Here is a 25704-nt window from a genome sequence, read left to right as displayed (position 1 = left end):
ATCTGGTTTGCAACCGCCAAAAATTGAAAGCGCACTAAACACCTCCTTAAGTAAAATCTACTGTTAACTACTATAGCGATCCTCCATAATCCATTTGAGTAGTTGTACCTATCCAAAGTTGAGTATTTCCCTTTAGATATTAATTTTTAATGGTTTCTAGTTATTTTATATCTTTAGATTGATGGCACAGCGCTCAAAAAGCTTTTTTCATGGCTGAAGAGCTTGATAAAATACTCTTACCAAAGATAAATCAAAAAGAAAAAAGCTGCCGCTGACGTTGACATTACGCTTCGCAAACGTCAAGCTAGTGCTGAGGCCTATTGACTGGCAGCTTGATAATTACAAGCAAAAATTGCTAGTCATAGAATAATCTCGTGAAGTACGTAAAATCTTACGTAATTTACTTTTACTTTTTTGAGGAAATATTTAATGACTGCAACTTCTCCCCGATTAAAGCACGAGGTTAAAGACCTCGCCCTAGCTCCCTTGGGAAGACAGCGCATTGAATGGGCTGGACGTGAGATGCCAGTTTTACGGCAAATCCGCGATCGCTTTGCCCAAGAAAAACCCTTTGCTGGGTTACGCCTAGTGGCTTGCGCCCACATCACAACAGAAACAGCACATTTGGCGATCGCTCTTAAAGCAGGCGGTGCAGATGCGCTTTTAATTGCTAGCAATCCCCTCTCTACACAAGATGATGTAGCTGCTAGCCTCGTCGTTGATCATGAAATTCCCGTCTTTGCTCAAAAAGGCGAAGATAACGAAACTTATAACCGCCACGTCCAAATCGCCTTAGATCACCGTCCTAACATTATTATTGATGACGGTAGCGATGTGGTTGCCACCTTGATTCAACAACGCCAACACCAAATTCCCGATTTGATTGGTACAACCGAAGAAACCACAACGGGAATTGTGCGGCTACGCGCCATGTTCAAAGATGGTGTTCTCACCTTCCCCGCAGTCAATGTCAACGATGCCGATACCAAGCACTTCTTCGATAACCGCTATGGTACTGGGCAATCAACCCTAGATGGCATCATCCGCGCTACAAATATCCTGCTGGCTGGTAAAAACATCGTCGTTGTTGGTTATGGCTGGTGTGGTAAAGGTACAGCACTCCGCGCCCGTGGGCTTGGTGGTAATGTAATTGTTACCGAAATCGACCCCATTAAGGCAATTGAAGCCGTAATGGATGGTTTCCGTGTTCTACCAATGGCAGAAGCTGCGAAAGTTGGTGATTTGTTTATCACAGTCACTGGTAACAAGCACGTAATTCGCGCCGAGCATTTCGATGTAATGAAAGACGGTGCGATCGTTTGCAACTCTGGTCACTTTGATATTGAACTTGACCTGAAATACTTGGCATCTCAAGCTAAAGAAATTAAGGAAGTACGTCCTTTTACCGAAGAATATAAACTACCAAATGGCAAATCAGTCATTGTTCTTGGTCAAGGACGCTTGATTAACCTCGCTGCTGCTGAAGGACATCCCAGTGCAGTCATGGATATGAGCTTTGCCAACCAAGCTTTAGCTGTTGAATACTTAGTGAAGAATAAGGGTAAGTTAGAACCCGGCTTGCACTCAATTCCTACTGACGTAGATCAAGAAATTGCCCGTTTGAAGTTACAAGCATTAGGAATTCATATTGATACCCTAACACCAGACCAAATTGAGTACACCAATTCTTGGACTACTGGAACTTGAGTCAAACCTAGAATTAGCTTACAGCCCCAATAGTAAAGCTTAAGCGATAACTTCTTTTTATGGGATAGGCAATATGCTTATCCCTTTTTTGTTTACGGCGATCGCTCTGGGACTCCTAACTCCTAATATCAATTCAATTAATGGTTGCAACACATCTTTGGGTGAAGACGCGATGAATCGCGTCTCTACAAATGGACTATTTGTTGCATTCTTTTTTCTAATTGGTGTAACTCTTAACTCAGCACTTTTCAGATTCCTTTAAATCCCATACCTTGTTCTACTTGAGTTGCAGCTTGACGAGAAATCTGAAAGCGAATACCCATTTGGCTGAGGAATATGCCAACTAAAATCAAGCTACCACCGATATATTGAGCTAAGGTAGGAGCTTCACCCAATACCAAATAAGCTGCTAAAATTCCCACAATTGGAGTAAAAGAACCAGCTAAAGAAGCAGCTGACACGGTAGAAGCTCTCAAGCCCTTGAGCCAAAATGACTGACCTAGCACTACAATCACAGCAGCATAAACAAGCATCCACTGCCACAAAAAAGGTGAGAATACATCCATAAAGTGGTCACTGCCATAGAGAACTAAAGCAGTAAAGAAAAATATTACAGTTCCTACAGCAGTACGAAAGATACTGAAGATTCCCACTGGAATATCGGAAAGCCAGCCTTTGACAAGAATTGTTGAAACGACTGAAGCTACAGCTGCGATCGCAGCTAAAAGTTCCCCAATACCCACTTTGAAAACACCCATGTTGATCATAGCTGCCTCTGAGGGTTGAAGGAGAATAGTTAGGGCAACGCCGACAAATGCAGCGATCGCTCCCATAACTTCCCAGCGATTTACTCGTTCCCTCAGCAACCAAATCGATAAAGCCATAGCCAAAGGTGGCTCTAAGCGTCCAATCAAAATAATATTGTTGACCCCTGTTAATGCTAATGCCTGAAAAATTAAGCCAGGGATCAGCGCTCCTGATAAAATAGCTACTACTGTCAGCGCCAACCAATCTTTCTTTGACAGTTGCTTCAAAGCCTTTTTATTCCACTGTCGCCTATAGATAGGTAACATCACTATCAAAGCACACAGATTCCCTACGAATAAAACATTACACAGAGAAATCGGATTTCGCCCATCCACGAAATGTTGAGCGCCAATTTGTGTCAGCTTGCGGGTAACTGCACTAGAGGCTCCAAAAATCAGGATTGCTAGCCAGAGATAAGTTTGACCTGGAATTTTATGGATAGAAGTATGCCATATTCTTGGTCTGCTCACAATAACACCACTGCAAAGAAACACTCTTTACTATACTCAGTTGACTTGGTTAATTTAAGGTGAGGTGAATCTGAGAAAACACTTAAAGCAGACTGATATTGAAAAATATCACTATTTTCTGAGAATATGCTGAGTCTAAAATAAATTTTCCCAAGGGATAAATTCAGACAATTACTAGACTGATTTCATTTGAGCTTCAGTAGCAAATGGGATGCTTTAGTTCATTGGGAAACTTAAACACAAGGAAAAACAAATGAAAATCGCTTTTTCTCTGCTCACAAGTGTTGCTCTTGCTGGGATGCTGACAGTCTGGGATGTTCCACTTAAAACTGTGAGTCCTTCACTAGTGCAAGCATCAGCCGCAGAAATGAAAGATGCTACAGGTTTGACTACTCAACAAAAGATTGATTTGGTCATCAAACATAAGGGTCAGTTTGGTGGTGGTGATGAACTACGTCGTTTCTTTTTTGGTGATCTTGAACCGCTAGCTGTTCAACCCGGTGGTGCAGGTATGGTGGTTAATCTTTACAACAAAGCGAATAATGTCACCTTTGCTTACTGTTCTACCTTCGATGTCATAGTTGCGGTTAAAAAGGGTAAAGTAACAAAGTTTGCCGCTGATGAAGTCAAGTAATCCCTAGTTGTAAGTAAGTAGACATAAATAAAAGTTTGTGGCTGCGCTGTCTTCGCTCAAGCAAACTGCAAAGTATCTTCAGTTTAATTATGTCTACTTATTTAGATTGTGGGTAGTGGCAAGCGCTATCCCAAAAATTTTACAGCAGTTGTTAATAATCGCAGAATTAGTGCAAAATCACTGTTTGGAAAAACTAATTTATAACTTTTAGTGAGAGGTCAGATATGGAATTTAGAGATATTATCTTGTTATTACATCCAGTGATCGCTGTACTCGTAGTCTTTCCCTTAATTGGTATCCTTGTCAACCGCGCTTTACAAGTCCGTCAACGCCGACTGCAAACTTTAGCCGCAGGTAAGAGTAAAATTCCCGCCACTGTAGGACAAGAGCATACTCAGTTAGGTCGCTGGCTAACTGGAGCAGTTGTAGGTATTGTTTTAATAGCGTTTGCCAACGATATTTTTGGTAATATTTTAGACAAACAACTTTGGGCAAAAGCACCATTTCAGGTAGTCTTTATCGGGCTATTGTTTGTGGCTGCGATCGCTTCTTTGTATTTACTCTATCAGGCAAAGCAGAAAAACTGGCGTGGTATATTTGCAACTCTTACAGGAATTGCATTAGTGGTGCTTGGATGTCAAGATGGTATCTACCGCAAAACTGACCAATGGTATATTTCCCACTATTATCATGGGCTAACTGCTGCTCTGTTGATGATTTTTTCACTTTCCATTTTGCCAGATATCTATAAAGATAAGACTAATCGCTGGCGCAAGGTTCACATTCTTCTGAGTTCCATCGCCCTCTTACTATTTATCGGACAGGGAATAACAGGAACAAGGGCATTATTAGAAGTTCCACTAACTTGGCAAGAACCCTATATCAATATGCTTTATGAGCAAAAATGCGATACTAAATCTTGTACTATTCAACAGCTTGCTTTACCCCAAAACCCTAAATATAAGTAACAATATTTTTCAATCACTAGGCCAAAACTAAAATAGTGAAGCAACCCAAAAAGATTTGGATAAATATTGACCCCTTTTCGTTGCAGCTACGCTTAACAATTGCTATTGCTACATTTTCAACTTTAATATTAGGTACACTTGCTGCATGGACTAGTTGGAAAATGCAGCAAATTTTGATTGATAGCCGTAAGTATAATATACAAAAAATCGCTGAACGCTTGCCGCACGATGTGCAACTTTATAGTCAAATGATGCAACCGGAGACTGGATTGCAAAAGGCTATTAATAACTTGGCAAATACCAACACGTTACTATGGCTAAAAAGTCTTGATAATAAAATATTGATAAAATCTGCCACTTTGGATTTATTATCTAACTCTACGGTGACTGAGTTAATGTCCCTTAGTAATATGGAGATTAAACCACAAGTTTATAAAGTTAATAAAAGCTACTTTGTTATGAGTAGCAGTTCTTTGCAAGTGCAGGGTAAGTCTCTGGGGAAGCTATTTATAGTACAGGATATTACTCGTGAACAAACAATGTTTATGGCAATGCTGCTAAGTTTAAATATTAGCAGTATTTTGGCAATTATTGTAATAATAGCTCTAAGTGCATTTTATATTAGGCGTTCTCTGCAACCATTGCGCCAGCTAAGCCAGATGACTTCTGTCATTTCTGTAGAAGATTTAGGACAAGCACAACTATATGTTGATAATGCACCCAGCGAAGTCAAAGAATTAGCTCAAACTTTAACTATGCTGTTATCGCGTCTTTCGCAATCTTGGGAGCAAGAACGAGAATTTGTCAGCAATGTATCTCATGAGTTACGTACACCATTGACAATTGTACATGGTTACTTACAAAGCGTCTTGCGACGGCAGAATAATTTAACACAAATGCAACAAGAAGCTTTAGAAACTGCTGCATCAGAAGCCGAACGTACCATTCGCCTGCTACAAGATTTACTTGATTTAGCACGGGCAGATAGTGGATATTTACATTTTCAGATGAAATCTTATGTGCTGAATGACTTAGTTGAAGAAGTCGTAGTGATGGCACAAAAATATAGCGATCGCTTAATTACAATCGAGTCAACAATTTACCCCATCGAAATAAAAATAGACTACAGCCGTTTTAAACAAATATTGCTCAATTTGATTGATAATGCTATTAAGTATTCTGAAGCTAGTACACCTATAATTTTAAAGTTAAATCAGTTTCATGACAAAGCGATTATTCAAGTTTGTGACCAAGGTTATGGTATTCCTTTACAACACCAAACACGTATTTTTGAGCGATTTTACCGCGTAGATGAATCTCGTTCTCATGCCACTGGCGGTTGTGGTTTGGGTTTATCCATTGTCAAGACACTTGTAGAGGGTATGGGTGGTAGTGTATGTGTGCAATCAAAATTAGGAGAAGGCAGTGTGTTTACCATCACTCTACTTACATAGCTAGTCAAAGTCAGGTTAAAGTAGCACTTTGATTATGACCCTATCTACAAAATCGTAAATATGACAGCAAATATCCTCTTGGTTGAAGATGAAGTTAAATTAGCCCGATTTGTTGAGCTAGAATTAAGTAGCGAAGGTTACAATATCAACGTGGCACATGATGGCATCGCTGGTTTAACGTTAGCACGGGAGTTATCGCCAGATTTAGTCATTCTTGATTGGATGCTTCCAGGGCTGTCAGGCTTGGAAATTTGTCGTCGGTTGCGGGCAACTGGTATCTCCATACCAGTAATTTTACTGACAGCAAAAGATGAAGTTAATGATCGTGTGGCAGGTTTGGATGCAGGAGCTGATGATTATGTGGTCAAGCCATTTAGTATTGAAGAACTGCTAGCTAGAATCCGCGCTCATCTACGCCGCACTCAAGAAACAGATCAAGATATTTTTCAGTTTGAAGACTTGAGTTTAAATCACCGTACGCGCCAAGTTTACCGGGGTAAGCGGGCAATTGAGTTAACGGCTAAAGAGTTTGACTTGTTGGAGTATATACTCTCGCATCCGCGTCAGGTATTTACTAAAGACCAAATTCTACAAAAAGTTTGGGGTTACGACTTTATGGGTAATTCCAATATCATTGAAGTTTATATCCGCTACTTGCGCCTCAAGCTGGAGGAAAATAATGAAAAACGCTTGATTCATACGGTGCGTGGTGTGGGCTACGTACTTAGGGAATAGTCAGAATTAAAATATTCTATTTTTATCCTAGTGTTATAATTTTCGCTTGCAGGAAAGATATTAACCCAAGGATTTATTTAATTAAATTAATTTCTACACCAACTTGTTTTATAAACAATTGCATATAAAGTTAAACTAAACTTTTTCTGAAATAAAAATTAAATTAGAATAAACTCTTCAAGTATTTTCCACCTTGATTTGCGGAAAGTACACAGATGAAACTGTAGCAGAAGTATTAGCCAAAGTTATTTAAGCTAAGAGACGATGAGCGAAACTAGCCCCCGTCGAATTGTTATTGGAGATGTGCATGGTCACTATGAAGGTTTAATGACGTTGTTAGAGGCGATCACCCCTAACTTAGACGATCAAGTATATTTTTTAGGAGACTTAATAGATCGTGGCCCTCAAAGCTCAGAAGTAGTAAATTTTGTCAAACAAAATAACTACCCATGTGTATTAGGAAATCATGAACAGATGTTATTAAGCATTCTGAACAACAAAAGTATCTCCTCTTCAACAATGCAAGCATGGTTGTACAGTGGGGGTCAAGCGACTGTATCCAGCTACCACGATGCTATAATCCCCGACGAACATCTGGATTGGTTCAAAGCTTTACCTAAATATATCGACTTGGGCGATATTTGGTTGACTCATGCTGGTGTTGATCCTGCCAAAACAGTTGCAGAACAAACTGCCGAGCAACTTTGCTGGATACGAGACGAATTTCACAGTATTGAAAAACCCTACTTTCCAGATAAGCAAATCATTATCGGTCACACAATCACTTTTACCCTACCAGGAGTAAAGCCTGGTAAACTAGCGCAAGGACAGGGATGGCTAGACATAGACACTGGCGCTTATCATCCCCGGAGTGGCTGGTTAACTGGATTGGATGTCACTAATAATCTAGTCTATCAAGTTAACGTTTATAAACGTCACCTCCGGACTTTGCTATTAGAAGAAGCGGTAACCGCCATTGATCCAAGGAAAATTAACAGCGATCGCCGCCATAATAAGGGAGCATAGTTTGAGATGAGACAGTGGAGAGCAGGGGGCAAGGGAGAATAATAACTGCTCACTTCTGACTCCTGACTTTTGAACGCCAGTCGCCTCAAGTCGGGAAACCCGCCCACAGCGCTGGCTCCCCTTGACCTTTAAAATTATGCCAATGGCCGAATATTAGCTTTATAAGCGCTATTATTTAATCCATAATTACCATTGCTAGGTTGAGCATTAATGGAACGTTGCAGGGCAGTAATACGATCAGCTGTTCCGGGGTGAGTACTCAAAAATGACGGAGCAGAATTCTTTGTAAGCAGCTTTTTCATAAACGAAACCATTGCAGACTGGGAATAACCAGTGCGTGTCAAAGTTCTTAATCCTCTTTGATCGGCGTCAAATTCATTTTGACGACTGCGTGGCAAGTCTCGCGCTAACTGTACACCAATGTTCACCGCTGCATTTCTGTCTAAACCAGCTGCTGTTAATAACCCACTTTCGAGCGCTTTTTGTTGCATCTGTTTAACTACGTGTTTCCCGCCAATATGACCAATTTCATGGGCGAGTACACTTGCTAGTTCTGCTTCATTGTCTGCGGCTTTTAGCAAACCTGTATGCACATAGACATAGCCGCCCAAGGTGGCAAAGGCGTTAATAGCGTCATTTTGCACTACTTGGAAAGTATAGGGAAGGTTGGGGCGATCGCTATTAACTACCAAGCGGCGGCCAACTTGCTCAACATAGCGATTAACTTCTGCATTACGGTAAAGTTTGACATCACTACCCACCAACTGCTGATTAATCCGCTTACCAAGATCAACTTCTTGGTTAGGGGATATGCTAGAAAGCTGGAGTACCTGGACACCTTGCAATAAAAGAGGCAACAAGTCTAAAGTTCTTCCAGGCAAGGGTGTACTTAAGCACAGACTTAGGGCAACTACTACCGAAATTAGGGGATAAAACCAGCGACGCCGCCACATCCGGTAATTTGTTACAAAACCTTTCCAATTCATCATAAATGTGTGAGCTAAAGATGATTTCGAGAGAACATATTATAGGACTAATTATGAGACGTGTTTAGAGCATTTTAAGTTGCATTATTGACTCAAAACGGAGGATGCTTAGATAAAAATCTGTTACTCAATAGACATACTCCCGATAGCCCTAAAAGGTTTTGATCATGTCTAGAGTCTAACAAATACGAAACGATGAGTAATTCTGTCTATAGCTTAGCTTCTAGGTAAAAAATACCAATTGAAAATAGGTTTTTTCAAGAGTAACTTAAAACAACTATCAATTACGTAAATACCCGTATTTTTCTCAAGGGGGGGAATTTACAAAGGCTTAAACAGCAGATTTTATCTTTTTAGGGTGTAACTTCTGACAATCAAAAGTTTGAGGGACGTCTGCCTTTAATGGTAATTTCCGAACTCGTGATAAACTGTCGCATAAATGAAACGCCCAGCTGCCTTGAGTATTAGTAACTAGGCAATATTGCCCCTACCATCGAAACCTTTGCTGCTAAAATCGATTACTCCGCTCGTATCTGAGAAAACTTGTTATGGCTATATTAGATTCCAAAGGCCGCTTGTTCGGTAAAATCAATCTTCTGGATTTAGGTGCTGGATTGGTAATTCTGCTAGTTATATTTGGCATCTTTATCTTTCCTGGCACTTCCGGCTCTGTTGCCCAAGTCGGTGCTAAAACAGTACCCATTGAGGTAGATTTAGCTGTTCGTGGTTTGAATGTGCGTGACCCTGAACAACTATTCGCCAACGGATTTAAAAAAGGTGGAAAAACTAATGTGATTATCCGTAATCAACCTTATGGTCAGATTGAGATTAAATCCATTCAACAGCTACCTAGAACAGTGAATGTTTTTCAGCCCGATGGTTCGGTGAAAGAATTACCAGATCCAAAAAGCAATAATTTTAGTACAGATTTCCTGTTGACTCTAGATGGCAAAGCCCAAGTCACTGAAAATGGCCCAGTTTTAGGTAATAGTAAAGTTAAAATTGGTATGCCATTTGAGTTAGAAGGTTTTAACTACAACTTCAATGCAACTGTTATCGATGTCAGATTGAAAGATAAATAATATCCTCATTTTTGTTGATAATGTTTTTAATGTTGTCTCCTACTCTAGGAGGCAATTTTTTTGGGGAAAAATAGACAATTATACCGTTTATCTAAAATATTACGACAGATTGAATCAGGCTTGTAATTGCGATTAAGCGCTACTACGAACAATTTGTTGCTTTCATTTAGATAATTGGTATTAGTCAGTCTAGTTAAGTCATAATAGGGCTTACGAACTAGTCACGGAAGAATCAAACCGCAGAAGCGCAGAGGACACTGAGGAATAAGAGTTTGAGAGATATTTTGCGTAAGTCCTACATAATAGTTTTTCTTTTATTAGCCATCAGAAGTCAGTTGCAACTGACTTCTGACAATTTATTAATTAAGCAAAGGTAAAAATCGGCGAATTAACCCGATTGTCACTGCTGGTAATTCTAATTGTGGCGTTAACCCCACATCTTCTACCTGTTGAAAAAATCGGATTGCTTGAGGATTAATTTCTGCGAGGCGGCGACCAATCGAGGGGCCTGTAAATTCCGACTTTCGTCCCCAAATAATGGCGGTGGGAGTGGTCAACTGTTGAATATAAAGGGATAAATCGAAACACAAATCGCCGCGGACAAAAGACAGCGCTGCATATTCAGCATTAGGCTGCTGAGCAGATTGTAAATAAGCCTCTACAATTTCCTCGTATATTCGATTGGGTTGGGCAAATTGCCGTTGTTCTAAGAAACCACGAATACCTCCACTAGTAGCAACTCCAGTGCTATACAGTAAGCGGTCAACAAAGGGAACACTGACTAGTTGGGCAAAAAAGCTACGGGAGTAGTCTTCACCAAAATCAGAAAGTCCCGCAGGAGTAGTCAGAATTAAAGACTTGAATAGATCAGGATGATCGCTCGCTACTCGAATTGTAAATGCTGCGGTCAGAGAAGAAGCGATCGCTGTTACTGGGCCAGTACAAGTCTGATCAATAAACTCCCGAATTGTCGTCAAATAATCCTCAATCTTATAATTTCTTGGCGGATGCTCCGATCTACCCCAACCTATCAAGTCTGGGGCAATCACTCGGTATTCAGCGGCAAAGGCAGGATAAACTTTCGACCACTCATAAGCAGAAGACCCACCACCAAAGCCGTGCAGAAACACTAAAGTCTCACGGTCACTTTTTCCAGTCACATCGTCCTGCCAAGGTGAGCCTACGGCAGTATAGTATACAATTTTACCTAGCGAGGTATTTATTGAGCGTTGCTCAAATCCAAGTGGCTGAAACATAAGTATTTTGTCTACTGAGGTGATTATTGAGCGAAACTATACAAATATCACTTTGGAGTACTTACTATTTGAGTTTAACTCCCGACTCGTTATTATTATCGACTAACTACTCACTCTAGAACTTCTTACCACCGTCAGATTAAGTAAATGTAAAATCACTAAGTTAGTTATAAATTTTTAGTGATTTTTTTCACTCTATAAATAAGGAAATTTACGTTTAATTTCTCACCATGTAAGGATTAATGCTGTTTGCTAGTAATCGTTTGTTGCATTTTATACGTAATATTTTGTGGTATTTTGTTAGAAACCTCACGGTTAGTTTTGAGCGTCAAAAATAGTTGAGCAGGCTCATCAACAAAAGTTACTAATTCTAGTTCTGCACCTAGTGGTTGACCAACACAAAATTTCCGAGTGGAGGCAAGCTGTTCTTAAGTAGTGGAAGCAGAGAGAAGTCCGAGGGTAAGAAGCTTTGGATTTAAACTTCGTGGGTAAGCAGGGGAAAAATAGGAATTGTTCTTGCTGCTATAATAAACCCCGCGAACTTAAGTAGGGTGAACTAGAAAAAACAATAGCTCTTGATGTAATTACTAATCTGATTATTTTTTAGGTAGGGTAAAGCGGGGTGTGATGGTGAAGCAAGCTACTCTTCAATCAAATAAAGTGTCAACGGTTGAAGATGCTAAATTTGCGCTTGACAACTGTCATTGTAATGTGCAGAACAAAGTTATAGCTTCAGTTGGGCGGGGTCAGGTCGAGCCAAGTATTGAACCATCCAAAATAACTGTACCTACGTCTATTTATTTGAACTTGGAAGATTTAAAATGTTTTGAAGCAGTAGAGCGTCAGTACGAGCAATGGGGAGTTATTTTCCATAATTCTCTAGCAATACAGCCATCGAATCCAGCATTTCCAACCAATTCGGGGCAAACAGTCTTAATGGGAGCGCCTAAGAGCGGATTTTTAGAAGCTAGTTTCTTACGTCCTGTTAACTGGGTTAGTGCCTTTGTTACTAGTTCGCAACGGCTAGTACTTTCAGCTTACGATCGCGATCGGCAGCTGCTTGCCCAAACTGTATTACCAGGCTCTAATCTTGCCAACTCTGACTCAACAATACCCCCCAATACCTTATTATCTGTAACGGTGAATAATATCTCCAGCGTTACCTTCTGTACTTTCAATGGTCAGTTCACTCTTGACGACTTTCGTTTTTGTCTTTAACTTAAAACTCGAAAAATTCACTCAGCATCAAAATTAGCTTACTCGCCCTAGTGCGGGTATTCTTGTAGGGTATATTGATCATCAATTACACTCATGAGTATTAGGAAAGTATGAAATTTCAGCCTATCCAGTGGCAACAGCTACCGCCTACGCTGAACAGCCTTCAGCTTCTCCTAACCCCTGGTAAAACTTATAAATTAGGCAATTTTGTAATCAAGTAGGTAAACACTGTGGCACAGGCTTCGTCTTTTTGGTGGCAATTGATTAACCAGATATCCAACTGGTCGCTTCCAGAATTCAAGACAGGAAGAAGCCCAAAGCAGCGAACTTTCAAGCGTTTGTCTGAGCCTGGAGTCGTTCTTGGGTTCCTGACAATCATTGTTGCTATGCTTTTATGGAACTGGAAACTGCTGTTAGCGCTCTTGATTGGCATTGGAGTAATGGTACTGGTTTACTCAATGCAGAAGTGGGACTGGCAATTGCGCTGGTTGGAAATACGTAGGTTTTTAAACGGCCCTAACCGTAGGTTAACTTTAGCAGTTGGCAGTGGTGGTATTGCCACTTTCAGCACTTACATGGCAGCTGCGATTTGGGTTGACTCCCACAGTCCTTGGATTGCTGTTGGTGCTATTGTGCAAGGTGTGGGAACATTGTTAACTTTAACTTTATTGGTGTGGCAAATCGTTAGCCTTTACGGAAATCGAGAAGAAGACCACCTTGACCAATTGTTGGTCAACTTAACAGAAAAAGACCCATTGAAGCGTTTGATTGGGCTGCGGCAACTAACTAAATTCATCAACCGTAAGCGAGTTGATTCTGCGGTACAGCAAGATGTTATCAAATGCTTGCAAATTTTACTTGCTCAGGAGGAAGAAGCAGTGATTCGAGAGGCAGCTTTTGAAAGTTTGCAAGCCTTGGATCGGTTACAAGCACTACCAATTGCCACAGCCATTCCATTAGGCAAAGTCAAAAGTCCCCAGTTTTTGACTATTGATTCTTGAAACCAGTTCGCTCAACGGGGGTAATCCCCCCTAAGTTCTGCGCTTCGCAAAGGAGCTACGCTAATACCAATTCACGAAAATCTTGATACATATAAATTTCTCGTAGGGACACGGCATTGCCGTGTCCCTACCAAAGTATTTGTATCATTCTTAAAGTGAAATGGTATAACGGCAAAAACCCAAATTCTCTGTTTACTTAGACTTCTCTTTGCACACCACTGACTCTATTGGACTATTTTCGAGACAGCCGTCCATTGCAAACCTGCACCACTGGATGATTGCAACGCCTCACCAGTTGTTCATCGTGTGTAGTCACAATGACTGTTGCCCCAAAAGAATTTAACTTTTGAAGAATTTGTATTACTTGCCAAGAGTTATCGGGATCAAGATTTCCAGTAGGCTCATCTGCCAGCAGCAGCGGTGGCGTTCCAACAATTGCTCGCGCAATACTCACCCGCTGTTGCTCTCCTCCAGAAAGTTGATCTGGAAAGCAGTTAGCTTTATTTAGCAAACCCACCAACTTTAAAGTTGGTTCTAAACGCCGTTGAATTTCTTTACGGGTAAATCCTTGAGCTTGCAGCACAAAAGTGACATTTTCCGCTACAGTTCGCTGGGGAATCAGTTTGTAGTCTTGAAACACAATGCCAATGCGTCGCCGTAATAATGACAAGCGATCGCCTCGCAAAGTTGCTACATTAAATTGATCAACAATTACTTTCCCCTGTGTTGGTAACTCTTCACCATACAGCAGTTTCAAAAGCGTTGATTTCCCAGAACCACTTGGCCCCGTGATAAACAGAAATTCTCCCTTTTTTACCTCTAGGTTTGCATTCAACAGCGCATCACAACCATTCGTATAGGTTTTTGTCACAGACTGTAATTGCACCTTCGCCGCAGTATTACTACTTTGCTGCTGAGTTTTACTGTCTTGTTGAATAACTGATTTTTCGGTCTTTTCTGGAGTTGTTACTACCTGCATATTCAAAATTGCCTCACACCCACAACCAAACAGCTTGATGTTTGAGATTTGAAATTTCCCCTACATAAGCATTCCCAGGTTACCCCTGAGAATTTCAAATCCAAAAAAGAAAATTTAAAACTTTTTAAAGACTCAGTATATAAGCGAGTAAGAATACTTAGTACTTTCAAATTAGGAGTCAGGAGTAGAGACGCGATTATACTCTTACGAGAAGCCGCTCTTCGAGCGTCTACGCGTCTGTACAGGAGTCAGGAGTATTATTCTTCCCTGCTCCCTTGCCCCCTGCTCCCCTGCTCCCTACTCCCCACTCCCTACTCCCTCTAACTAATTGCACCCCTTGCAGTCAACCGATAAACAAAGGCTTTCACAGCAAAAGCTGGCAAAGCTAACATCCGCCGCCAGCGCCAGGGTTCTTGATACAGCCGATACAGCCATTCCAAATTGTTATTTCCTAGCCAGGCGGGAGCGCGTGTTTTTGTTCCTGACCAAATATCAAAACTGCCACCGACACCAATCCAAATTGCTTCGGGGCATAAATGGCGGTTTTTGGCAATCCATAACTCTTGACGCGGCACTCCCAAGCCGACAAAAATTACTTGTGGCTGCACTTGCCTAAAGGTTTCTCGTAATTTTTCTTCTTCTTCTAGGGAATGATAACCTGAGTGAGTCCCTGCTATGTTTAAGCCTGGAATTTCCTGCTGCCAATACTCTGCGGCTTTTGCAGCTACACCCGGCGCTCCTCCATAGAAAAATACCTTTATCGCTGTATTCTGTTGCCCAATTTCTTGCAATAGTTGTTCTGCTAGTTCAATCCCTGGAAAACGCTGCACTTTCTGCCATAACAGCCATCGCAAATACAATACCACTCCTGCTCCATCTGGAATTACCAGCTCAGCATCTTGAATGACTTGAGCTAGAGACTTATTTTGCTCTGCCTGCATGGTCATTTCTGCATTGAGCGTGACCACATGAGTTCCTCTGCCTTGTTGGAGGCATTCTAACAACCAGCCTGGATAGTTACTCATCACATGAACTGGTATTCCCAAGACCGAAAGCGCTTTAGGCATTTTGGACATAAGCCTATTCTTAATTAGCCTCACACCAGATTTTCTCGACCGTTAGTTTATCAAATTTTTTATATTTTCTTGTAGATTTTAATTTCACTAACGGATAATTGAGTACTATCTTAGTGTAGAATGTGTCGTTTATCTACACGAAATAATCTGACTATTAGAAATCTACTATAGATTTCCCAATATGCATATGCCAAAGGTGCAGCATACTTCACTAGCAATTCAAAAATACTGAGTATGACTTGTACTGTCTGACTATGTAAACAAGCATTAGCTGTAACAATAGAAAGCATAATTAAACTAATTGGTCTTGGGCGCTTGTAATTGGGGTAAAACAGCCCTGACTCTCTTATTGAAGTGTAATCTTTACATAGGGGCAATGAATGCCTGTGACACTGGCAATGCTCCTAAATGTTAGCTTTACTCAATAAGCACCTCTCTATTTTTTGTACAAATGTCTTGAATCTGCGTTTCTTAAGACTTTTGAGTAAACTCAATTTGACAGTTAAGGTAGTGTAACGGGCTGAAGTTGGCTATGAGTAAAATTCGTATCGCTCTGATTGAAGACCATGACCTAACCCGTGTGGGTATTCGGACAGCCCTACTGCAAAGAGAAGAAATTGAAGTTGTGGGGGAAGCTGCTAATGCCGTTGAAGGCCTAAAGATGCTAAAAAAGCTACAACCAGACATTGCAATTGTAGATATTGGTTTACCAGATAAGGACGGGATTGAGCTGACACGGGAGGTGAAATTGGCTGGTGGTGGCGAAGAGTCAGCCACGAAAGTGTTAATTTTGACGTTGCGGGACAACAAAGAAGCGGTATTGGCAGCTTTTGCTGCTGGAGCAGACTCCTACTGTATGAAGGATATCAAGTTTGAGAATTTGCTGGAAGCAGTACGAGTAACTTACAATGGCAACGCCTGGATCGATCCAGCGATCGCCCGAATTGTATTACAGCAAGCACAACAAAATCCACCTAAGTCTGAATTGGCTTCTTTGGATACTAAGAGCGTTATTCCTAACTCTGATTCTATCGAGACCCAGGAAGGAATTGAACTATATACACTGACAGAAAGGGAGTTAGAAGTGTTACAGTTGATTGTCGAAGGTTGCAGCAATGCAATTATCGCCGAAAGACTGTACATCACTGTTGGAACTGTTAAAACTCACGTCCGTAATATTTTGAATAAGCTATGTGCCGATGATCGTACCCAAGCCGCAGTTCGCGCCTTGCGTTCTGGGTTAGTGGGATAGGATCAATTTTGGTGTGTAGCAAATTGTCAAGAAACTGAAGAGAAAATTGCAACTTTGGGAAAACTGTATCTTCAAAGTGGGTAGCTTCTCTTTAAAAATTATTGTCTGATTTTTTGCTGGTTATTCAGGTGGGATTAAGTATTGCACTATCTCGCCATTCAAGTATCTGAAAAATAAAGTCAAATATGACTGAGACAGGGCCAGAAAAACTTAAGCTCATGGTCGTAGATGATGAGCTGGATAACTTAGATTTACTCTACCGCACTTTTAGGCGAGATTTTCAAGTGTATAAAGCAAATCATGCGCTTGGAGCTTTGGAAATCTTGGATGAAGTTGGCGAGATGGCTGTAATTATTTCTGACCAAAGAATGCCAGAAATGAACGGCACTGAATTTTTCAGCCTTACGGTAGAACGCTTTCCTGATACTATTCGGATTTTGTTGACTGGTTTTACTGATGTCGAAGATTTAGTTGATGCGATTAATTCTGGTCAGGTATTCAAGTACATCACTAAACCCTGGAATCCTGAGCGACTCAAAGCATTAGTCGAGCAAGCGACTGATATATATCGTGTAGTAAAGAAACGCACGCAAGAGTTACAGCGGGCGTTGCGGCGAGAATCTTTGTTTAATGCGGTGACAACGGCAATTCGGGAGTCTCTAGACTACGACAGTATGCTGCAAAAGATTGTAGCAACCATTGGACAAACATTTGAAGCTAGCAGTTGCTTACTTATACCAATAGAAGGTGATCGCTTGACGCAACAGCAGTTTTCCTACCGCGATCCCAAATCTCATCTACCAGATTCCTCCTTCGATCCTAGTATTTTAATTGAAAAAGCCCTCGCAACCCTTGATTATCAACTTGCTCAAGATATCGATAAGGGCAGGCCATATCATCATTTGGTCGTACCACTCAGCTATCAGCATCATCTACTCGCTGTGCTTGTCCTCCACCAATGGGGACGCGATCGCCCTTGGCAAAATGAAGATATCCAATTGATTGCGGGTGTTGCTGAACAAGCAGCCTTAGCACTCTCCCAGGCAAAACTCTACCAACGCCTCCAAGAAAAGCAACAGCAGATCCACACTGAGTTGGAAGTTGCTCGCCAAATTCAAAACAACCTGCTGCGCCAAACTTTACCTGATATCGAAGGTGTGAAAGTACAAGCCTGTTGCTACCCCGCGCGGGAAGTAGGAGGAGATTTTTTTGAAGTGTTTGTGCATCCCAAAGGTGACTTATGGGTTGCAGTAGGGGACGTTTCTGGCAAGGGTGTCCCAGCTGCTTTATTTATGGCTAGTGTTATTTCAGTCCTACGCCGAGAACTGTCTCAAGAAACACCAGCAGAGCCGAATGTGGTAGTCCAGAATCTCAACTATGCTTTGAGCGAAGACTTAATTAGCAACAATTATTTTATCACTCTTGTATTAGCCTGTTATACCCCTACTACTAGGGAACTCGTTTACACTAACGCCGGACACATTTATCCGCTGTTGTGGTCACATCAAGCTCCAAAATCTGACCAACCCAATTACCTCAAGGTACGCAGCATTCCTTTAGGTATATTGCCTAAGTGGCAGGCACAGTCTGGTCGCTTAATTCTCTCTCCTGGAGACACATTGTTATTAGCTAGTGATGGCATTACAGAAGCAATGGTATCAGATGATTTATATTTACCAGTAAAAGCCGAGAGTAGCATTGAGCCAGTTAACCGTTCTATGCTGCATCAAGAAGGCTTATGGAAACTCTTACAAACAGAAACTCAATCTCTTTCTCTTAACCATTTGCTAGCTCGCATCCAAGCACATAACCACATTCAAGAAGATGACCAAACTATACTCTCGCTGGAGGTTTTGTAACTCATGAAAAGTGAGCTTCATGTACCAAGTGACTTAAATTTTCTCAACATCGTCGAAAACTGGTTGCTAGGATGCTTGAAAATCCAGTTAGGAGAATCCGTAGATTGGTCACGGCAGTCAAGTCGTTTGCGGCTGGCTTTAGTAGAAGCCTACTCAAATGCAGTACGTCATGCCCACAAGGACAAACCAAATTTGCCAGTTTTACTGCGTTTAGAACTCAAAGATAGAGAGCTTGCCCTGGAAATTTGGGACTACGGCGAAGGCTTTGATATGTCCACCTACTTACCGCCAAACCCGATAGAAAAACAAGAAGGTGGTTATGGTTGGCTAATTATGAATCGTCTGATGGATAAGGTAGAGTACCAGTTGCAGATTGATGGTGCTAACTGTCTCAAGTTAGAAGCCACGCTACCAGAAGTAGCTAATTAAAGGAGACTGGGGACTGGGGAACTAGGGAGACAAGAGTAAGAGAATAATTTACTGACTAATGAGTAACTTTTAACTCTTAACAGTACAGACGCGATTAATAAGCCAGCGCGCTGCGCTAACAGCAGTCCCTCTACTTGGGGAGACCCCAAGATCGGGCTGCTTCACCGCACGTGTGGCTGCACTCACCGTCCAAGGCAGTGGCTCCCCGTTGTAGCGACTGGCGTCGCGTCTGTACTGTTAGCAATATTTTCAGCTAGTACCAATGAAAAAATTTTACTGCCATACATGAAAAGGTGGTAGCTTTCGTTCAGCCAGAAAACTGAAGAAATATCCCCTACACCTCTACATCCTTTTTCAAGGCTAGTAACTCTTGAGGAGAGGCTAAGAGTTTGATTTTGGTATAAATAATTTGCTGTTGTTGGTTGAGGATAAATAGCCATAAAACATTTACACCACACCAGGAAGTTTGCACTTTGCCTGTCACTTGGACTTGGATTTGACCATTTTCCAAGGTGTCAGCTATACCTTGAGTGGGGAAAGCTTTGAGGTTTTTGGCTTCTTTGTTTAGGTAAGCAGCGATCGCCTCTGGCCCAATAATACTAGACTCAAATGGTGGATGCATCACACCATCTTCAGCAAACAAGGCAGCAGTTCCCTCAAATTCCCCTGCGTTCAAAGTTTCAAAATAACTCACTACGCTTGAGTCTGAAATTCCTTCAATCTGCAATTCTTCTTTTAACTGTGTTGAGGATTTAAATTCAGCAGCTGTCATAGTATTACCTGTATCACGCTAGCTGAACATATTTTCAATAAAAAACTAGGCGAAACGAAAGCTTCTTAAGGATGAAGAATGAGTTCCCAGACTACTGCCAGGGAACTACATTTAGTAAAACATCGAGGTTGTGAGGATATCACTGAATAATTAAATTGCTTGGCGTTGCTTTAGCTATTCATGACTATTTTGTATTATTTCTTAACAAAAATCAAATAATATTTACATATAGGTATGGTAACCGATGTTAAACAAACGTATTGACTACATAATGTATAATTGAGAGGCCTAAAATTAGGCAAAATTGCGATAAAAACAATGAATCATTGTTCGGTAACAAACAGCAGTGTAGTTAAGGAAAAAGCCAGAGAGGTGGGTTTTCACAAAGTTGGCATTGCTGCTGTAGATGGGAGAGATGTTACAGAAGCGCAAAGGTTGCAAGCATGGCTAGGGTTGGGTTATCACGCCGATATGGAATGGATGGCTAACCCAAAGCGTCAGGATATCAGCTTAGTGATGCCCGAAGCGCGATCGCTAGTTTGTGTGGCACTCAATTACTACACACCACATCAGCGTCCCGAAGGCGAGGAATACGCCAAGATTTCTCGTTATGGCTGGGGAAGAGATTATCATAAGCTGATGCACAAGAAACTTAAGCAGCTGGCTACATGGCTAGAATCGCTTGGTGAAGGGATTCTAGCTCGGTACTATGCAGATACAGGGCCAGTGCAAGATAAAGTGTTGGCACAACGAGCGGGAATTGGGTGGATTGCCAAGAATGGTAATGTAATTACACGCGAGTATGGATCTTGGGTATTTTTGGGTGAAGTGTTGACAAATCTGGAATTAGAGAGCGATCGCCCGCATACAGAACACTGCGGTAGCTGTACTCGTTGCCTTGAAGCTTGCCCTACAGGTGCAATCACTCAGCCTTTTGTAGTTGATGCCAATCGCTGTATTGCCTATCATACAATTGAAAATCGGGACGACAAATTGCCAGAAACAATAACACCCCATTTACATGGTTGGGTAGCTGGTTGTGATATTTGTCAAGATGTTTGTCCTTGGAATCAACGTTTTGCTCGCACAACTGATGTCACAGAGTTTCAACCTTATCCTGGGAATATTGCTCCCCACCTGCTAGAATTAGCCCAAATCTCAGATCAGGAGTGGGATAAGCGATTTCCGGCATCTGCCTTGCGGCGGATTAAGCCAGAAATGTTAAGACGAAATGCCCGCGCTAATCTTGACGTATTTAGGCGAAAGAATGACCCAGAAAGTAATTATTTTTGATTTTGATGGCACGATCGCTGATACAGTAGATGCTCTTGTAAGTATTGCTAATCGTTTAGCTGTAGACTTTGGCTATATCCAAATTACTCCAGAGCAACTAGACTACCTCAAAAATTTAACATCTAGGGAGATTATTAAGTATTCAGGAGTTTCTCTGTTTAAAATACCTTTTCTGGTAAAAAAAGTTAAATCAGAATTGAAAAGCAAAATCCCTGAGTTAAAACCAATTCCGGGAATCCAAGAAGCTTTAATAGAACTTCAAAGTGAAGGATATAAGCTGGGAATCATCACTTCTAATTCTCAAGAGAATGTGACTCAATTTCTCACAATTAATAATTTGGATCACTTATTTAACTTTATATATTCAGGCATCACAATTTTTGGTAAAACTACAATCATTAATAATGTATTAAGGCAAAGGCAACTCAAGCCACAAGAAGTAATTTATGTTGGAGATGAAACTAGAGATATCGAAGCGTCGAAAAAAGCAAATATCCAAGTAATTGCAGTAACTTGGGGATTCAATTCATTACAAGCACTAGCGAAGCAAAATCCAGATTTTTTGATTAGCCATCCCAGCGAGCTGTTAGAAGTAATCAAAAGTTGTTAAATGCTCAAACCAAGAGCTATTACAAACCTTTGAAAAGTGTCTTCACCTTTGTAGAATAAAACTATCAAAACAAAGCCTACTCCGTTAATCGGAGTAGGCTCAATATTTTTAGAAAGAATTTATTTCTTGTACGATACAGACAAACTTAATTTTTTCGTTCACCTTTTTCTAATGCTTTTTCTACTAAATCATCGCTGACGTTACTTACACCTTCAGTTTGAGAACTCCCAACGTCCTTAGCTGCTTCTAAAAAATCATCAGGCTTACTAGTTGGTTGTGTTTGAGTTTTTGTCTCTTGTGCTTGAGAGACATTTTGTTGAGGTGCAGTTGCTGCTTTGGCTGCTGCTGAACCTTCACTTGTGCGGTCAATATCACTGACGCTGAACTGCTGTGCGGCTTTATAATCAGCTTCAAAATCGACCTTTGGTGCTTTTTCTTCACCACTAGCTATGTTATCAGCAGCTAATTGTGCGTCATGGGTGGCAGCTTCATTTAAATTGGGCTTTACTTCATCAGGCATAACTAACACCGTATGTAATTTTTTTATTTACTGGGGTGATCCTACCAAGTTATTCGCTAGTTTATTGCTCCCTGGAGAGAGAATTTTACCTCTATTAAAAGATAGATAAATAGTGCAACATCTAATTAATAAACGTCTTCCTCTAGTAAGTAGAATTGAGTTCTTAAACTCTGGTAGGCCTTACTTTGGTTTGTTAAATTACCTTGGAGACAAATTATTTATGACTGCAAGCTACGATAAAACTATTGCTCAAGCGCAAACCGCTGAAACTCAAAAGTTAGTAGACGGATTTAATGCCTTAGATACCGATGCTAAATTAGCTTGGTTCTATCTTGTTTATAAAAAAATGGGAGACTCAATCACTCCAGCTGCTCCCGCCGCTGCTGAACCAGAACTAGCACCAATTCTTTTAGAAGACTACTATAAATTGTCAAACGAGCAACAACTAGCGATTATGCGCGATATAGTGAATCGCAAAGATACAGAATATTCTCGTGCCTATGGCGCGATAAAAGAAAATAACCAGCTGTTAGTTTGGTATGCTTGGGCGGTAGCTATGGGAAAAGAGGTAGTTGGTTGGGACGATAGCTATCAACCAACTAAGGAAATTAACGATTTGCTTTCGCAAATTGAAGGATTAGAGTTTGAACAGCAAATGTCAGTGTTCCGAACAATTGCAGGTGAATTGGGTTACACCGATGTCAAGCCAATTGAAACACAAGCAGAAACTGGTAAAACATCAAGTCTTTAATAATTCAAATCTTTGCTTTAATGAACGGAAGTCGCGAGGCGGGCTTTAAAAAATTAAGGTGTCCATAGCAGTTTTTAATTTAGTAGGGGCGCAAGGTCTTGCGCTTCTACTTATGACACAGCTACATGGTTCAATTCTGCTGGAGTCAAGTTAGAGTGTATGACTTCACCATCACGGAACCAGACAATGCGCTGAGTTTGCCGGGCAACATCTGGTTCATGAGTTACCATCACAACCGTAATACCACTGGCATTTAATTCGCTAAAAATGTCCAATACTTCTTGGGTTGTGCGTGAATCTAGTGCGCCTGTGGGTTCATCAGCCAGGAGGACAACAGGACGGTTGACAATGGCGCGGGCGATCGCTACTCTTTGTTGTTGTCCACCTGATAGTTGAGTTGGTTTGTTGTTGAGGCGATTTGCTAAACCTACTCGTGTCAGTGCTTCTGCTGCCTTGTCCCGTCTTTCTTCAGCGTTTATATTGGCATACACCATTGGCAGCATCACATTTTCTAGTGCTGTCAGTTGCGGTAACAAGTGAAATTGTTGGAACACAAACCCTAGCTTTTTGTTGCGGATGTTTGCCAACGATTTATCATCCATTTGCGCTACATCAATGTTATCTAAGTAATAATGTCCCATAGTGGGACGATCTAAACAACCAATAATATTCATGGCTGTGGATTTACCAGAACCAGAAGGCCCCATAATTGAACAGTATTCGCCTTCTTGCACAATTAAATTGACATCATTGAGCGCTTTAACTTCAGTTTCACCACTGCCATAGATTTTAAAAATATTTTCTAAGCGAATAATTGTTGATTTAGGGATGGGATTAGGAACTAGAGAATCGGTAATTGAAAGAATATTTTTCATAAATTAGTTGTAGAGACGCGATTTATCGCGTCTTTGATTGGTTGAGATAGGATTTATCGCGTCTTTGATTGGTTGAGATAGGATTTATCGCGTCTTTGATTGGTTAAGTTGGAGACGCGATTCATCGCGTCTCTACAAGGTTGCATGATTTATCTACTTACTTCTTATCTCTAGGATAATATTGACGCTTAGTTATTAGCCAACCTATGCCAATAAAAAAGAATGTAGCCACAATACTCAAAAGCAAAGATGCATAAAACGGATGAGGTGGATTGTTAGGAGATATTGCTGTTACGGGTTGGTTGATTTTGTCGATGTGCTGGACGATTATACCAGAGGCGATCGCACCACCACCAAAGCCGATACCTAATATCTGGATTGTCTTTTCTAAAGAGCGATCGCTCTCAGCTTGTTCTGTTTCTACTATACCTCTTATTGTATCAATTAACTGTCCAAACAATTCTTGACCTGGAGTCAGATAGTTAATATCTGTTTGTATTTGTTCTTGCCATTTTTTAGAGTCTTTATTAATAAAATCTTGCCAGGATTTTGGACTATTTCCGCTACCAATAGTTTGAATATTCTCTAAACAAATTCTGTAATTAGTAATATTAGTAGTAATTGCTGTGTGATGTGTTTGTAAATCTTGCAAACATCTGGTGTAATCAAAGCTTTTTTTGGGGATTTCTCCCATTAGGCTTTTTAAGCCAGATAGTTGTGTTTGATTTTCAGATATCAGGCTGTTAAATTCTTGAATTTTATTTTCTAAATTACTATAAATTGTTCTTGCTTCTCGATAGCGTTGACGAGCTTGTTGATAAATATAAAGTATTTTGTGGTAGCTACAAAGTAAATTTAGCAACCAGTCATAAGCTTCTACTGCAAGTGTTCCTGTTGCAGCTTGACTATTATTAATGACTATTAAAATATGGCATTGTTTGGCAGGATTATCTGGGTCATCCGGGTCAAGTGCTTGGTATTCAAATAAAAGACTACCAAACAGTTTGCCTTGTTGTGTTCTTACAGGATTTAAATTTGTGCCAGCTACTAAGGCTATGGCTAATTTTTCAGCTAGTGTATCACAATCTTCAGTTGGCTCTACTTCTCCATAAATCGATAATGTTTGTCCTAAAGATGCTTGAATATTAGATGGTAGTAGGGAACTTGGTTTAAAATGTTGCAGTTGTAGTATGTCTATGGAAATGTTTGGTGATTCTGGAAACAGAGTTAAATCAACTGCGTAGGTATCGTTAAGCAAGAAAGGCTGAAGGTTAGCATTAATTTTAAAGCCTTCTGTTGTAGGGAGGCTACCCAAATCTAAATCTTGAGCATCAATTAACCGTTCTGGTATTCTTCCTATTTCCCGCTTGGGGTCGTATTTACCATTTTGATAACAAATTAATTTTGAGCGTAAATCTTTCAACCCAACAAAGGGAAGCTTATCTTTATCTTCACCCACTTTCACCAGATTTTCCCACAAGAGATTAGCATCTGTTACAACTTCACCGGGAAGTTCAGTTAGGGTGTGGCGGAGATGAAAAGCATAAAGGCTGAGGCTGAAATTCTTCACTATTTTTTGTCGGGTTTAGTGTTTTCAGACAAAGGAGAGTTGTTTTTTATGGCGTTATCTACAAGTTCCTTTGATGATTCACTAGGTTGATTGGCTGGAGTCTGTGATTTACTATTAGCTATTCCTATATTTGCACTGACATTAATAGGTAATTTATCAGTGATTGATTCCAGGTTTTGCTTGTAAGCTTCTAGAACTTGATTACGAGATTCTGATTGCAACCAATTTTCTAAGATTTCTACAATTTCCTCATTGTCTTCTGGTAACTGACTAGATAGTTGCTGCAATTCATTCCAGTCTTGAGTCGGAATCAAATTTGATTGAGAGTTAAGCACTTGAATAAAAGCTTCGATGCTATTTATAGAAATAGACAT

At 40.6% G+C, this 25704-nt stretch carries 26 protein-coding genes; 16 read left to right on the top strand and 10 right to left on the bottom strand.

Annotated elements, in window-relative coordinates:
• Positions 1–429 precede the first annotated feature (429 nt).
• Both ahcY and WKK05_RS25430 read left to right on the top strand, forming a co-directional pair.
• Positions 430–1707 (top strand): adenosylhomocysteinase, encoded by a 1278-nt coding sequence (gene ahcY, locus WKK05_RS25435; protein WP_341525827.1) that lies wholly within the window; start codon positions 430–432, stop codon positions 1705–1707.
• Between the two features lie 73 nt (positions 1708–1780).
• Complete coding sequence (locus WKK05_RS25430) at positions 1781–1969, top strand: hypothetical protein (protein WP_341525826.1); 189 nt, start codon at positions 1781–1783, stop codon at positions 1967–1969.
• Here WKK05_RS25430 and WKK05_RS25425 read toward each other — a convergent pair.
• Entirely contained in the window at positions 1956–2984 is a 1029-nt protein-coding gene (locus WKK05_RS25425; RefSeq protein ID WP_341525825.1) for a DMT family transporter, read from the bottom strand. The two genes, WKK05_RS25430 and WKK05_RS25425, sit on opposite strands and share 14 nt — an antisense overlap.
• A gap of 253 nt (positions 2985–3237) precedes the next feature.
• Between WKK05_RS25425 and WKK05_RS25420 the strand changes: the two genes are divergently transcribed.
• From WKK05_RS25420 to WKK05_RS25400, 5 genes are all read left to right on the top strand, one after another.
• A complete protein-coding gene (locus tag WKK05_RS25420) occupies positions 3238–3618 on the top strand; it encodes a hypothetical protein (protein ID WP_341525824.1) in 381 nt (126 codons plus the stop codon).
• Positions 3619–3842: 224 nt separating this feature from the next.
• Positions 3843–4586 carry a DUF4079 domain-containing protein gene (locus tag WKK05_RS25415; RefSeq protein WP_341525823.1) on the top strand — a complete coding sequence of 248 codons (744 nt, stop codon included), beginning with the start codon at positions 3843–3845 and terminating at the stop codon, positions 4584–4586.
• Positions 4587–4621: 35 nt separating this feature from the next.
• Positions 4622–6040, top strand: a complete 1419-nt coding sequence (locus tag WKK05_RS25410) for a HAMP domain-containing sensor histidine kinase (protein ID WP_341525822.1) — start codon at positions 4622–4624, stop codon at positions 6038–6040.
• A 60-nt stretch (positions 6041–6100) separates the two neighbouring features.
• Positions 6101–6775: a response regulator transcription factor gene (locus WKK05_RS25405; protein ID WP_341525821.1), complete on the top strand. Its 675-nt coding sequence runs from the start codon at positions 6101–6103 to the stop codon at positions 6773–6775.
• Between the two features lie 264 nt (positions 6776–7039).
• Positions 7040–7801 carry a metallophosphoesterase family protein gene (locus WKK05_RS25400; protein WP_341525820.1) on the top strand — a complete coding sequence of 254 codons (762 nt, stop codon included), beginning with the start codon at positions 7040–7042 and terminating at the stop codon, positions 7799–7801.
• 134 nt (positions 7802–7935) lie between these two features.
• Here the strand turns inward: WKK05_RS25400 and WKK05_RS25395 are convergent, their stop codons facing one another.
• Positions 7936–8790 (bottom strand): M48 family metalloprotease, encoded by an 855-nt coding sequence (locus WKK05_RS25395; RefSeq protein ID WP_341525819.1) that lies wholly within the window; start codon positions 8788–8790, stop codon positions 7936–7938.
• 545 nt (positions 8791–9335) lie between these two features.
• On the opposite strand from WKK05_RS25395, the gene WKK05_RS25390 reads away from it, so the two are divergent.
• A complete protein-coding gene (locus WKK05_RS25390; RefSeq protein ID WP_341525818.1) occupies positions 9336–9869 on the top strand; it encodes a DUF4330 domain-containing protein in 534 nt (177 codons plus the stop codon).
• A gap of 359 nt (positions 9870–10228) precedes the next feature.
• Here WKK05_RS25390 and WKK05_RS25385 read toward each other — a convergent pair whose 3' ends face one another.
• The gene (locus WKK05_RS25385) at positions 10229–11125 is read right to left on the bottom strand and encodes an alpha/beta hydrolase (RefSeq protein WP_341525817.1); all 897 of its coding nucleotides are present in this window, start codon (positions 11123–11125) and stop codon (positions 10229–10231) included.
• Between the two features lie 627 nt (positions 11126–11752).
• On the opposite strand from WKK05_RS25385, the gene WKK05_RS25380 reads away from it, so the two are divergent.
• Positions 11753–12343 (top strand): hypothetical protein, encoded by a 591-nt coding sequence (locus WKK05_RS25380; RefSeq protein WP_341525816.1) that lies wholly within the window; start codon positions 11753–11755, stop codon positions 12341–12343.
• 230 nt (positions 12344–12573) lie between these two features.
• Complete coding sequence (locus WKK05_RS25375) at positions 12574–13344, top strand: armadillo-type fold-containing protein (RefSeq protein WP_341525815.1); 771 nt, start codon at positions 12574–12576, stop codon at positions 13342–13344.
• A 232-nt stretch (positions 13345–13576) separates the two neighbouring features.
• Here the strand turns inward: WKK05_RS25375 and ftsE are convergent, their stop codons facing one another.
• Together ftsE and WKK05_RS25365 are read right to left on the bottom strand one after the other, a co-directional pair.
• Positions 13577–14323: a cell division ATP-binding protein FtsE gene (gene ftsE / locus WKK05_RS25370; RefSeq protein WP_341525814.1), complete on the bottom strand. Its 747-nt coding sequence runs from the start codon at positions 14321–14323 to the stop codon at positions 13577–13579.
• A 320-nt stretch (positions 14324–14643) separates the two neighbouring features.
• Positions 14644–15399 (bottom strand): WecB/TagA/CpsF family glycosyltransferase, encoded by a 756-nt coding sequence (locus tag WKK05_RS25365; protein ID WP_341525813.1) that lies wholly within the window; start codon positions 15397–15399, stop codon positions 14644–14646.
• A 532-nt stretch (positions 15400–15931) separates the two neighbouring features.
• Here WKK05_RS25365 and WKK05_RS25360 point away from each other — a divergent pair.
• The 3 genes from WKK05_RS25360 (at position 15932) to WKK05_RS25350 (ending at position 18939) form a co-directional block, all read left to right on the top strand.
• A complete protein-coding gene (locus WKK05_RS25360) occupies positions 15932–16651 on the top strand; it encodes a response regulator transcription factor (protein ID WP_341525812.1) in 720 nt (239 codons plus the stop codon).
• 185 nt (positions 16652–16836) lie between these two features.
• Entirely contained in the window at positions 16837–18510 is a 1674-nt protein-coding gene (locus tag WKK05_RS25355) for a SpoIIE family protein phosphatase (protein ID WP_341525811.1), read from the top strand.
• A 3-nt stretch (positions 18511–18513) separates the two neighbouring features.
• Entirely contained in the window at positions 18514–18939 is a 426-nt protein-coding gene (locus tag WKK05_RS25350) for an anti-sigma regulatory factor (RefSeq protein ID WP_341525810.1), read from the top strand.
• Positions 18940–19273: 334 nt separating this feature from the next.
• Here the strand turns inward: WKK05_RS25350 and WKK05_RS25345 are convergent, their stop codons facing one another.
• Complete coding sequence (locus WKK05_RS25345) at positions 19274–19711, bottom strand: ketosteroid isomerase family protein (protein WP_341525809.1); 438 nt, start codon at positions 19709–19711, stop codon at positions 19274–19276.
• A 318-nt stretch (positions 19712–20029) separates the two neighbouring features.
• On the opposite strand from WKK05_RS25345, the gene queG reads away from it, so the two are divergent.
• Both queG and WKK05_RS25335 read left to right on the top strand, forming a co-directional pair.
• Positions 20030–21004 (top strand): tRNA epoxyqueuosine(34) reductase QueG, encoded by a 975-nt coding sequence (gene queG / locus WKK05_RS25340; protein ID WP_341525808.1) that lies wholly within the window; start codon positions 20030–20032, stop codon positions 21002–21004.
• Entirely contained in the window at positions 20979–21614 is a 636-nt protein-coding gene (locus tag WKK05_RS25335; RefSeq protein WP_341525807.1) for an HAD-IA family hydrolase, read from the top strand. Before queG ends, WKK05_RS25335 begins: the two co-directional genes overlap by 26 nt.
• A 145-nt stretch (positions 21615–21759) precedes the next feature.
• Here the strand turns inward: WKK05_RS25335 and WKK05_RS25330 are convergent, their stop codons facing one another.
• The gene (locus tag WKK05_RS25330) at positions 21760–22134 is read right to left on the bottom strand and encodes a hypothetical protein (RefSeq protein WP_341525806.1); all 375 of its coding nucleotides are present in this window, start codon (positions 22132–22134) and stop codon (positions 21760–21762) included.
• A 220-nt stretch (positions 22135–22354) separates the two neighbouring features.
• Here WKK05_RS25330 and WKK05_RS25325 point away from each other — a divergent pair, with 220 nt between their 5' ends.
• Positions 22355–22885 (top strand): orange carotenoid protein N-terminal domain-containing protein, encoded by a 531-nt coding sequence (locus tag WKK05_RS25325; protein WP_341525805.1) that lies wholly within the window; start codon positions 22355–22357, stop codon positions 22883–22885.
• Between the two features lie 110 nt (positions 22886–22995).
• Here the strand turns inward: WKK05_RS25325 and WKK05_RS25320 are convergent, their stop codons facing one another.
• The 3 genes from WKK05_RS25320 to WKK05_RS25310 form a co-directional block, all read right to left on the bottom strand.
• Positions 22996–23760: an ABC transporter ATP-binding protein gene (locus tag WKK05_RS25320; RefSeq protein ID WP_341525804.1), complete on the bottom strand. Its 765-nt coding sequence runs from the start codon at positions 23758–23760 to the stop codon at positions 22996–22998.
• 157 nt (positions 23761–23917) lie between these two features.
• On the bottom strand, positions 23918–25330 hold the full coding sequence (locus tag WKK05_RS25315) for a hypothetical protein (RefSeq protein ID WP_341525803.1): 1413 nt from the start codon (positions 25328–25330) through the stop codon (positions 23918–23920).
• On the bottom strand, positions 25330–25704 hold the full coding sequence (locus tag WKK05_RS25310; RefSeq protein WP_341525802.1) for a hypothetical protein: 375 nt from the start codon (positions 25702–25704) through the stop codon (positions 25330–25332). Before WKK05_RS25310 ends, WKK05_RS25315 begins: the two co-directional genes overlap by 1 nt.

Source organism: Nostoc sp. UHCC 0302 (assembly GCF_038096175.1).
Lineage (GTDB): Bacteria > Cyanobacteriota > Cyanobacteriia > Cyanobacteriales > Nostocaceae > UHCC-0302.
Note: the sequence above shows the minus strand (reverse complement) of the source record. Positions and strands in the feature narration are given on the sequence as shown.

What these genes read in the sequence shown, in the direction of transcription:
- WKK05_RS25415 (WP_341525823.1), top strand. Translation starts at nt 3,843, where the DNA reads ATGGAATTTAGAGATATTATCTTGTTATTACATCCAGTGATCGCTGTA.
- ahcY (WP_341525827.1), top strand. Translation starts at nt 430, where the DNA reads ATGACTGCAACTTCTCCCCGATTAAAGCACGAGGTTAAAGACCTCGCC.
- WKK05_RS25380 (WP_341525816.1), top strand. Translation starts at nt 11,753, where the DNA reads ATGGTGAAGCAAGCTACTCTTCAATCAAATAAAGTGTCAACGGTTGAA.
- WKK05_RS25325 (WP_341525805.1), top strand. Translation starts at nt 22,355, where the DNA reads ATGACTGCAAGCTACGATAAAACTATTGCTCAAGCGCAAACCGCTGAA.
- WKK05_RS25395 (WP_341525819.1), bottom strand. Translation starts at nt 8,790, where the DNA reads ATGATGAATTGGAAAGGTTTTGTAACAAATTACCGGATGTGGCGGCGT.
- WKK05_RS25320 (WP_341525804.1), bottom strand. Translation starts at nt 23,760, where the DNA reads ATGAAAAATATTCTTTCAATTACCGATTCTCTAGTTCCTAATCCCATC.
- WKK05_RS25365 (WP_341525813.1), bottom strand. Translation starts at nt 15,399, where the DNA reads ATGTCCAAAATGCCTAAAGCGCTTTCGGTCTTGGGAATACCAGTTCAT.
- WKK05_RS25390 (WP_341525818.1), top strand. Translation starts at nt 9,336, where the DNA reads ATGGCTATATTAGATTCCAAAGGCCGCTTGTTCGGTAAAATCAATCTT.
- WKK05_RS25345 (WP_341525809.1), bottom strand. Translation starts at nt 19,711, where the DNA reads ATGACAGCTGCTGAATTTAAATCCTCAACACAGTTAAAAGAAGAATTG.
- queG (WP_341525808.1), top strand. Translation starts at nt 20,030, where the DNA reads ATGAATCATTGTTCGGTAACAAACAGCAGTGTAGTTAAGGAAAAAGCC.
- WKK05_RS25335 (WP_341525807.1), top strand. Translation starts at nt 20,979, where the DNA reads ATGACCCAGAAAGTAATTATTTTTGATTTTGATGGCACGATCGCTGAT.
- WKK05_RS25330 (WP_341525806.1), bottom strand. Translation starts at nt 22,134, where the DNA reads ATGCCTGATGAAGTAAAGCCCAATTTAAATGAAGCTGCCACCCATGAC.
- WKK05_RS25355 (WP_341525811.1), top strand. Translation starts at nt 16,837, where the DNA reads ATGACTGAGACAGGGCCAGAAAAACTTAAGCTCATGGTCGTAGATGAT.
- WKK05_RS25430 (WP_341525826.1), top strand. Translation starts at nt 1,781, where the DNA reads ATGCTTATCCCTTTTTTGTTTACGGCGATCGCTCTGGGACTCCTAACT.
- WKK05_RS25350 (WP_341525810.1), top strand. Translation starts at nt 18,514, where the DNA reads ATGAAAAGTGAGCTTCATGTACCAAGTGACTTAAATTTTCTCAACATC.
- WKK05_RS25400 (WP_341525820.1), top strand. Translation starts at nt 7,040, where the DNA reads ATGAGCGAAACTAGCCCCCGTCGAATTGTTATTGGAGATGTGCATGGT.
- WKK05_RS25405 (WP_341525821.1), top strand. Translation starts at nt 6,101, where the DNA reads ATGACAGCAAATATCCTCTTGGTTGAAGATGAAGTTAAATTAGCCCGA.
- ftsE (WP_341525814.1), bottom strand. Translation starts at nt 14,323, where the DNA reads ATGCAGGTAGTAACAACTCCAGAAAAGACCGAAAAATCAGTTATTCAA.
- WKK05_RS25310 (WP_341525802.1), bottom strand. Translation starts at nt 25,704, where the DNA reads ATGTCTATTTCTATAAATAGCATCGAAGCTTTTATTCAAGTGCTTAAC.
- WKK05_RS25360 (WP_341525812.1), top strand. Translation starts at nt 15,932, where the DNA reads ATGAGTAAAATTCGTATCGCTCTGATTGAAGACCATGACCTAACCCGT.
- WKK05_RS25385 (WP_341525817.1), bottom strand. Translation starts at nt 11,125, where the DNA reads ATGTTTCAGCCACTTGGATTTGAGCAACGCTCAATAAATACCTCGCTA.
- WKK05_RS25420 (WP_341525824.1), top strand. Translation starts at nt 3,238, where the DNA reads ATGAAAATCGCTTTTTCTCTGCTCACAAGTGTTGCTCTTGCTGGGATG.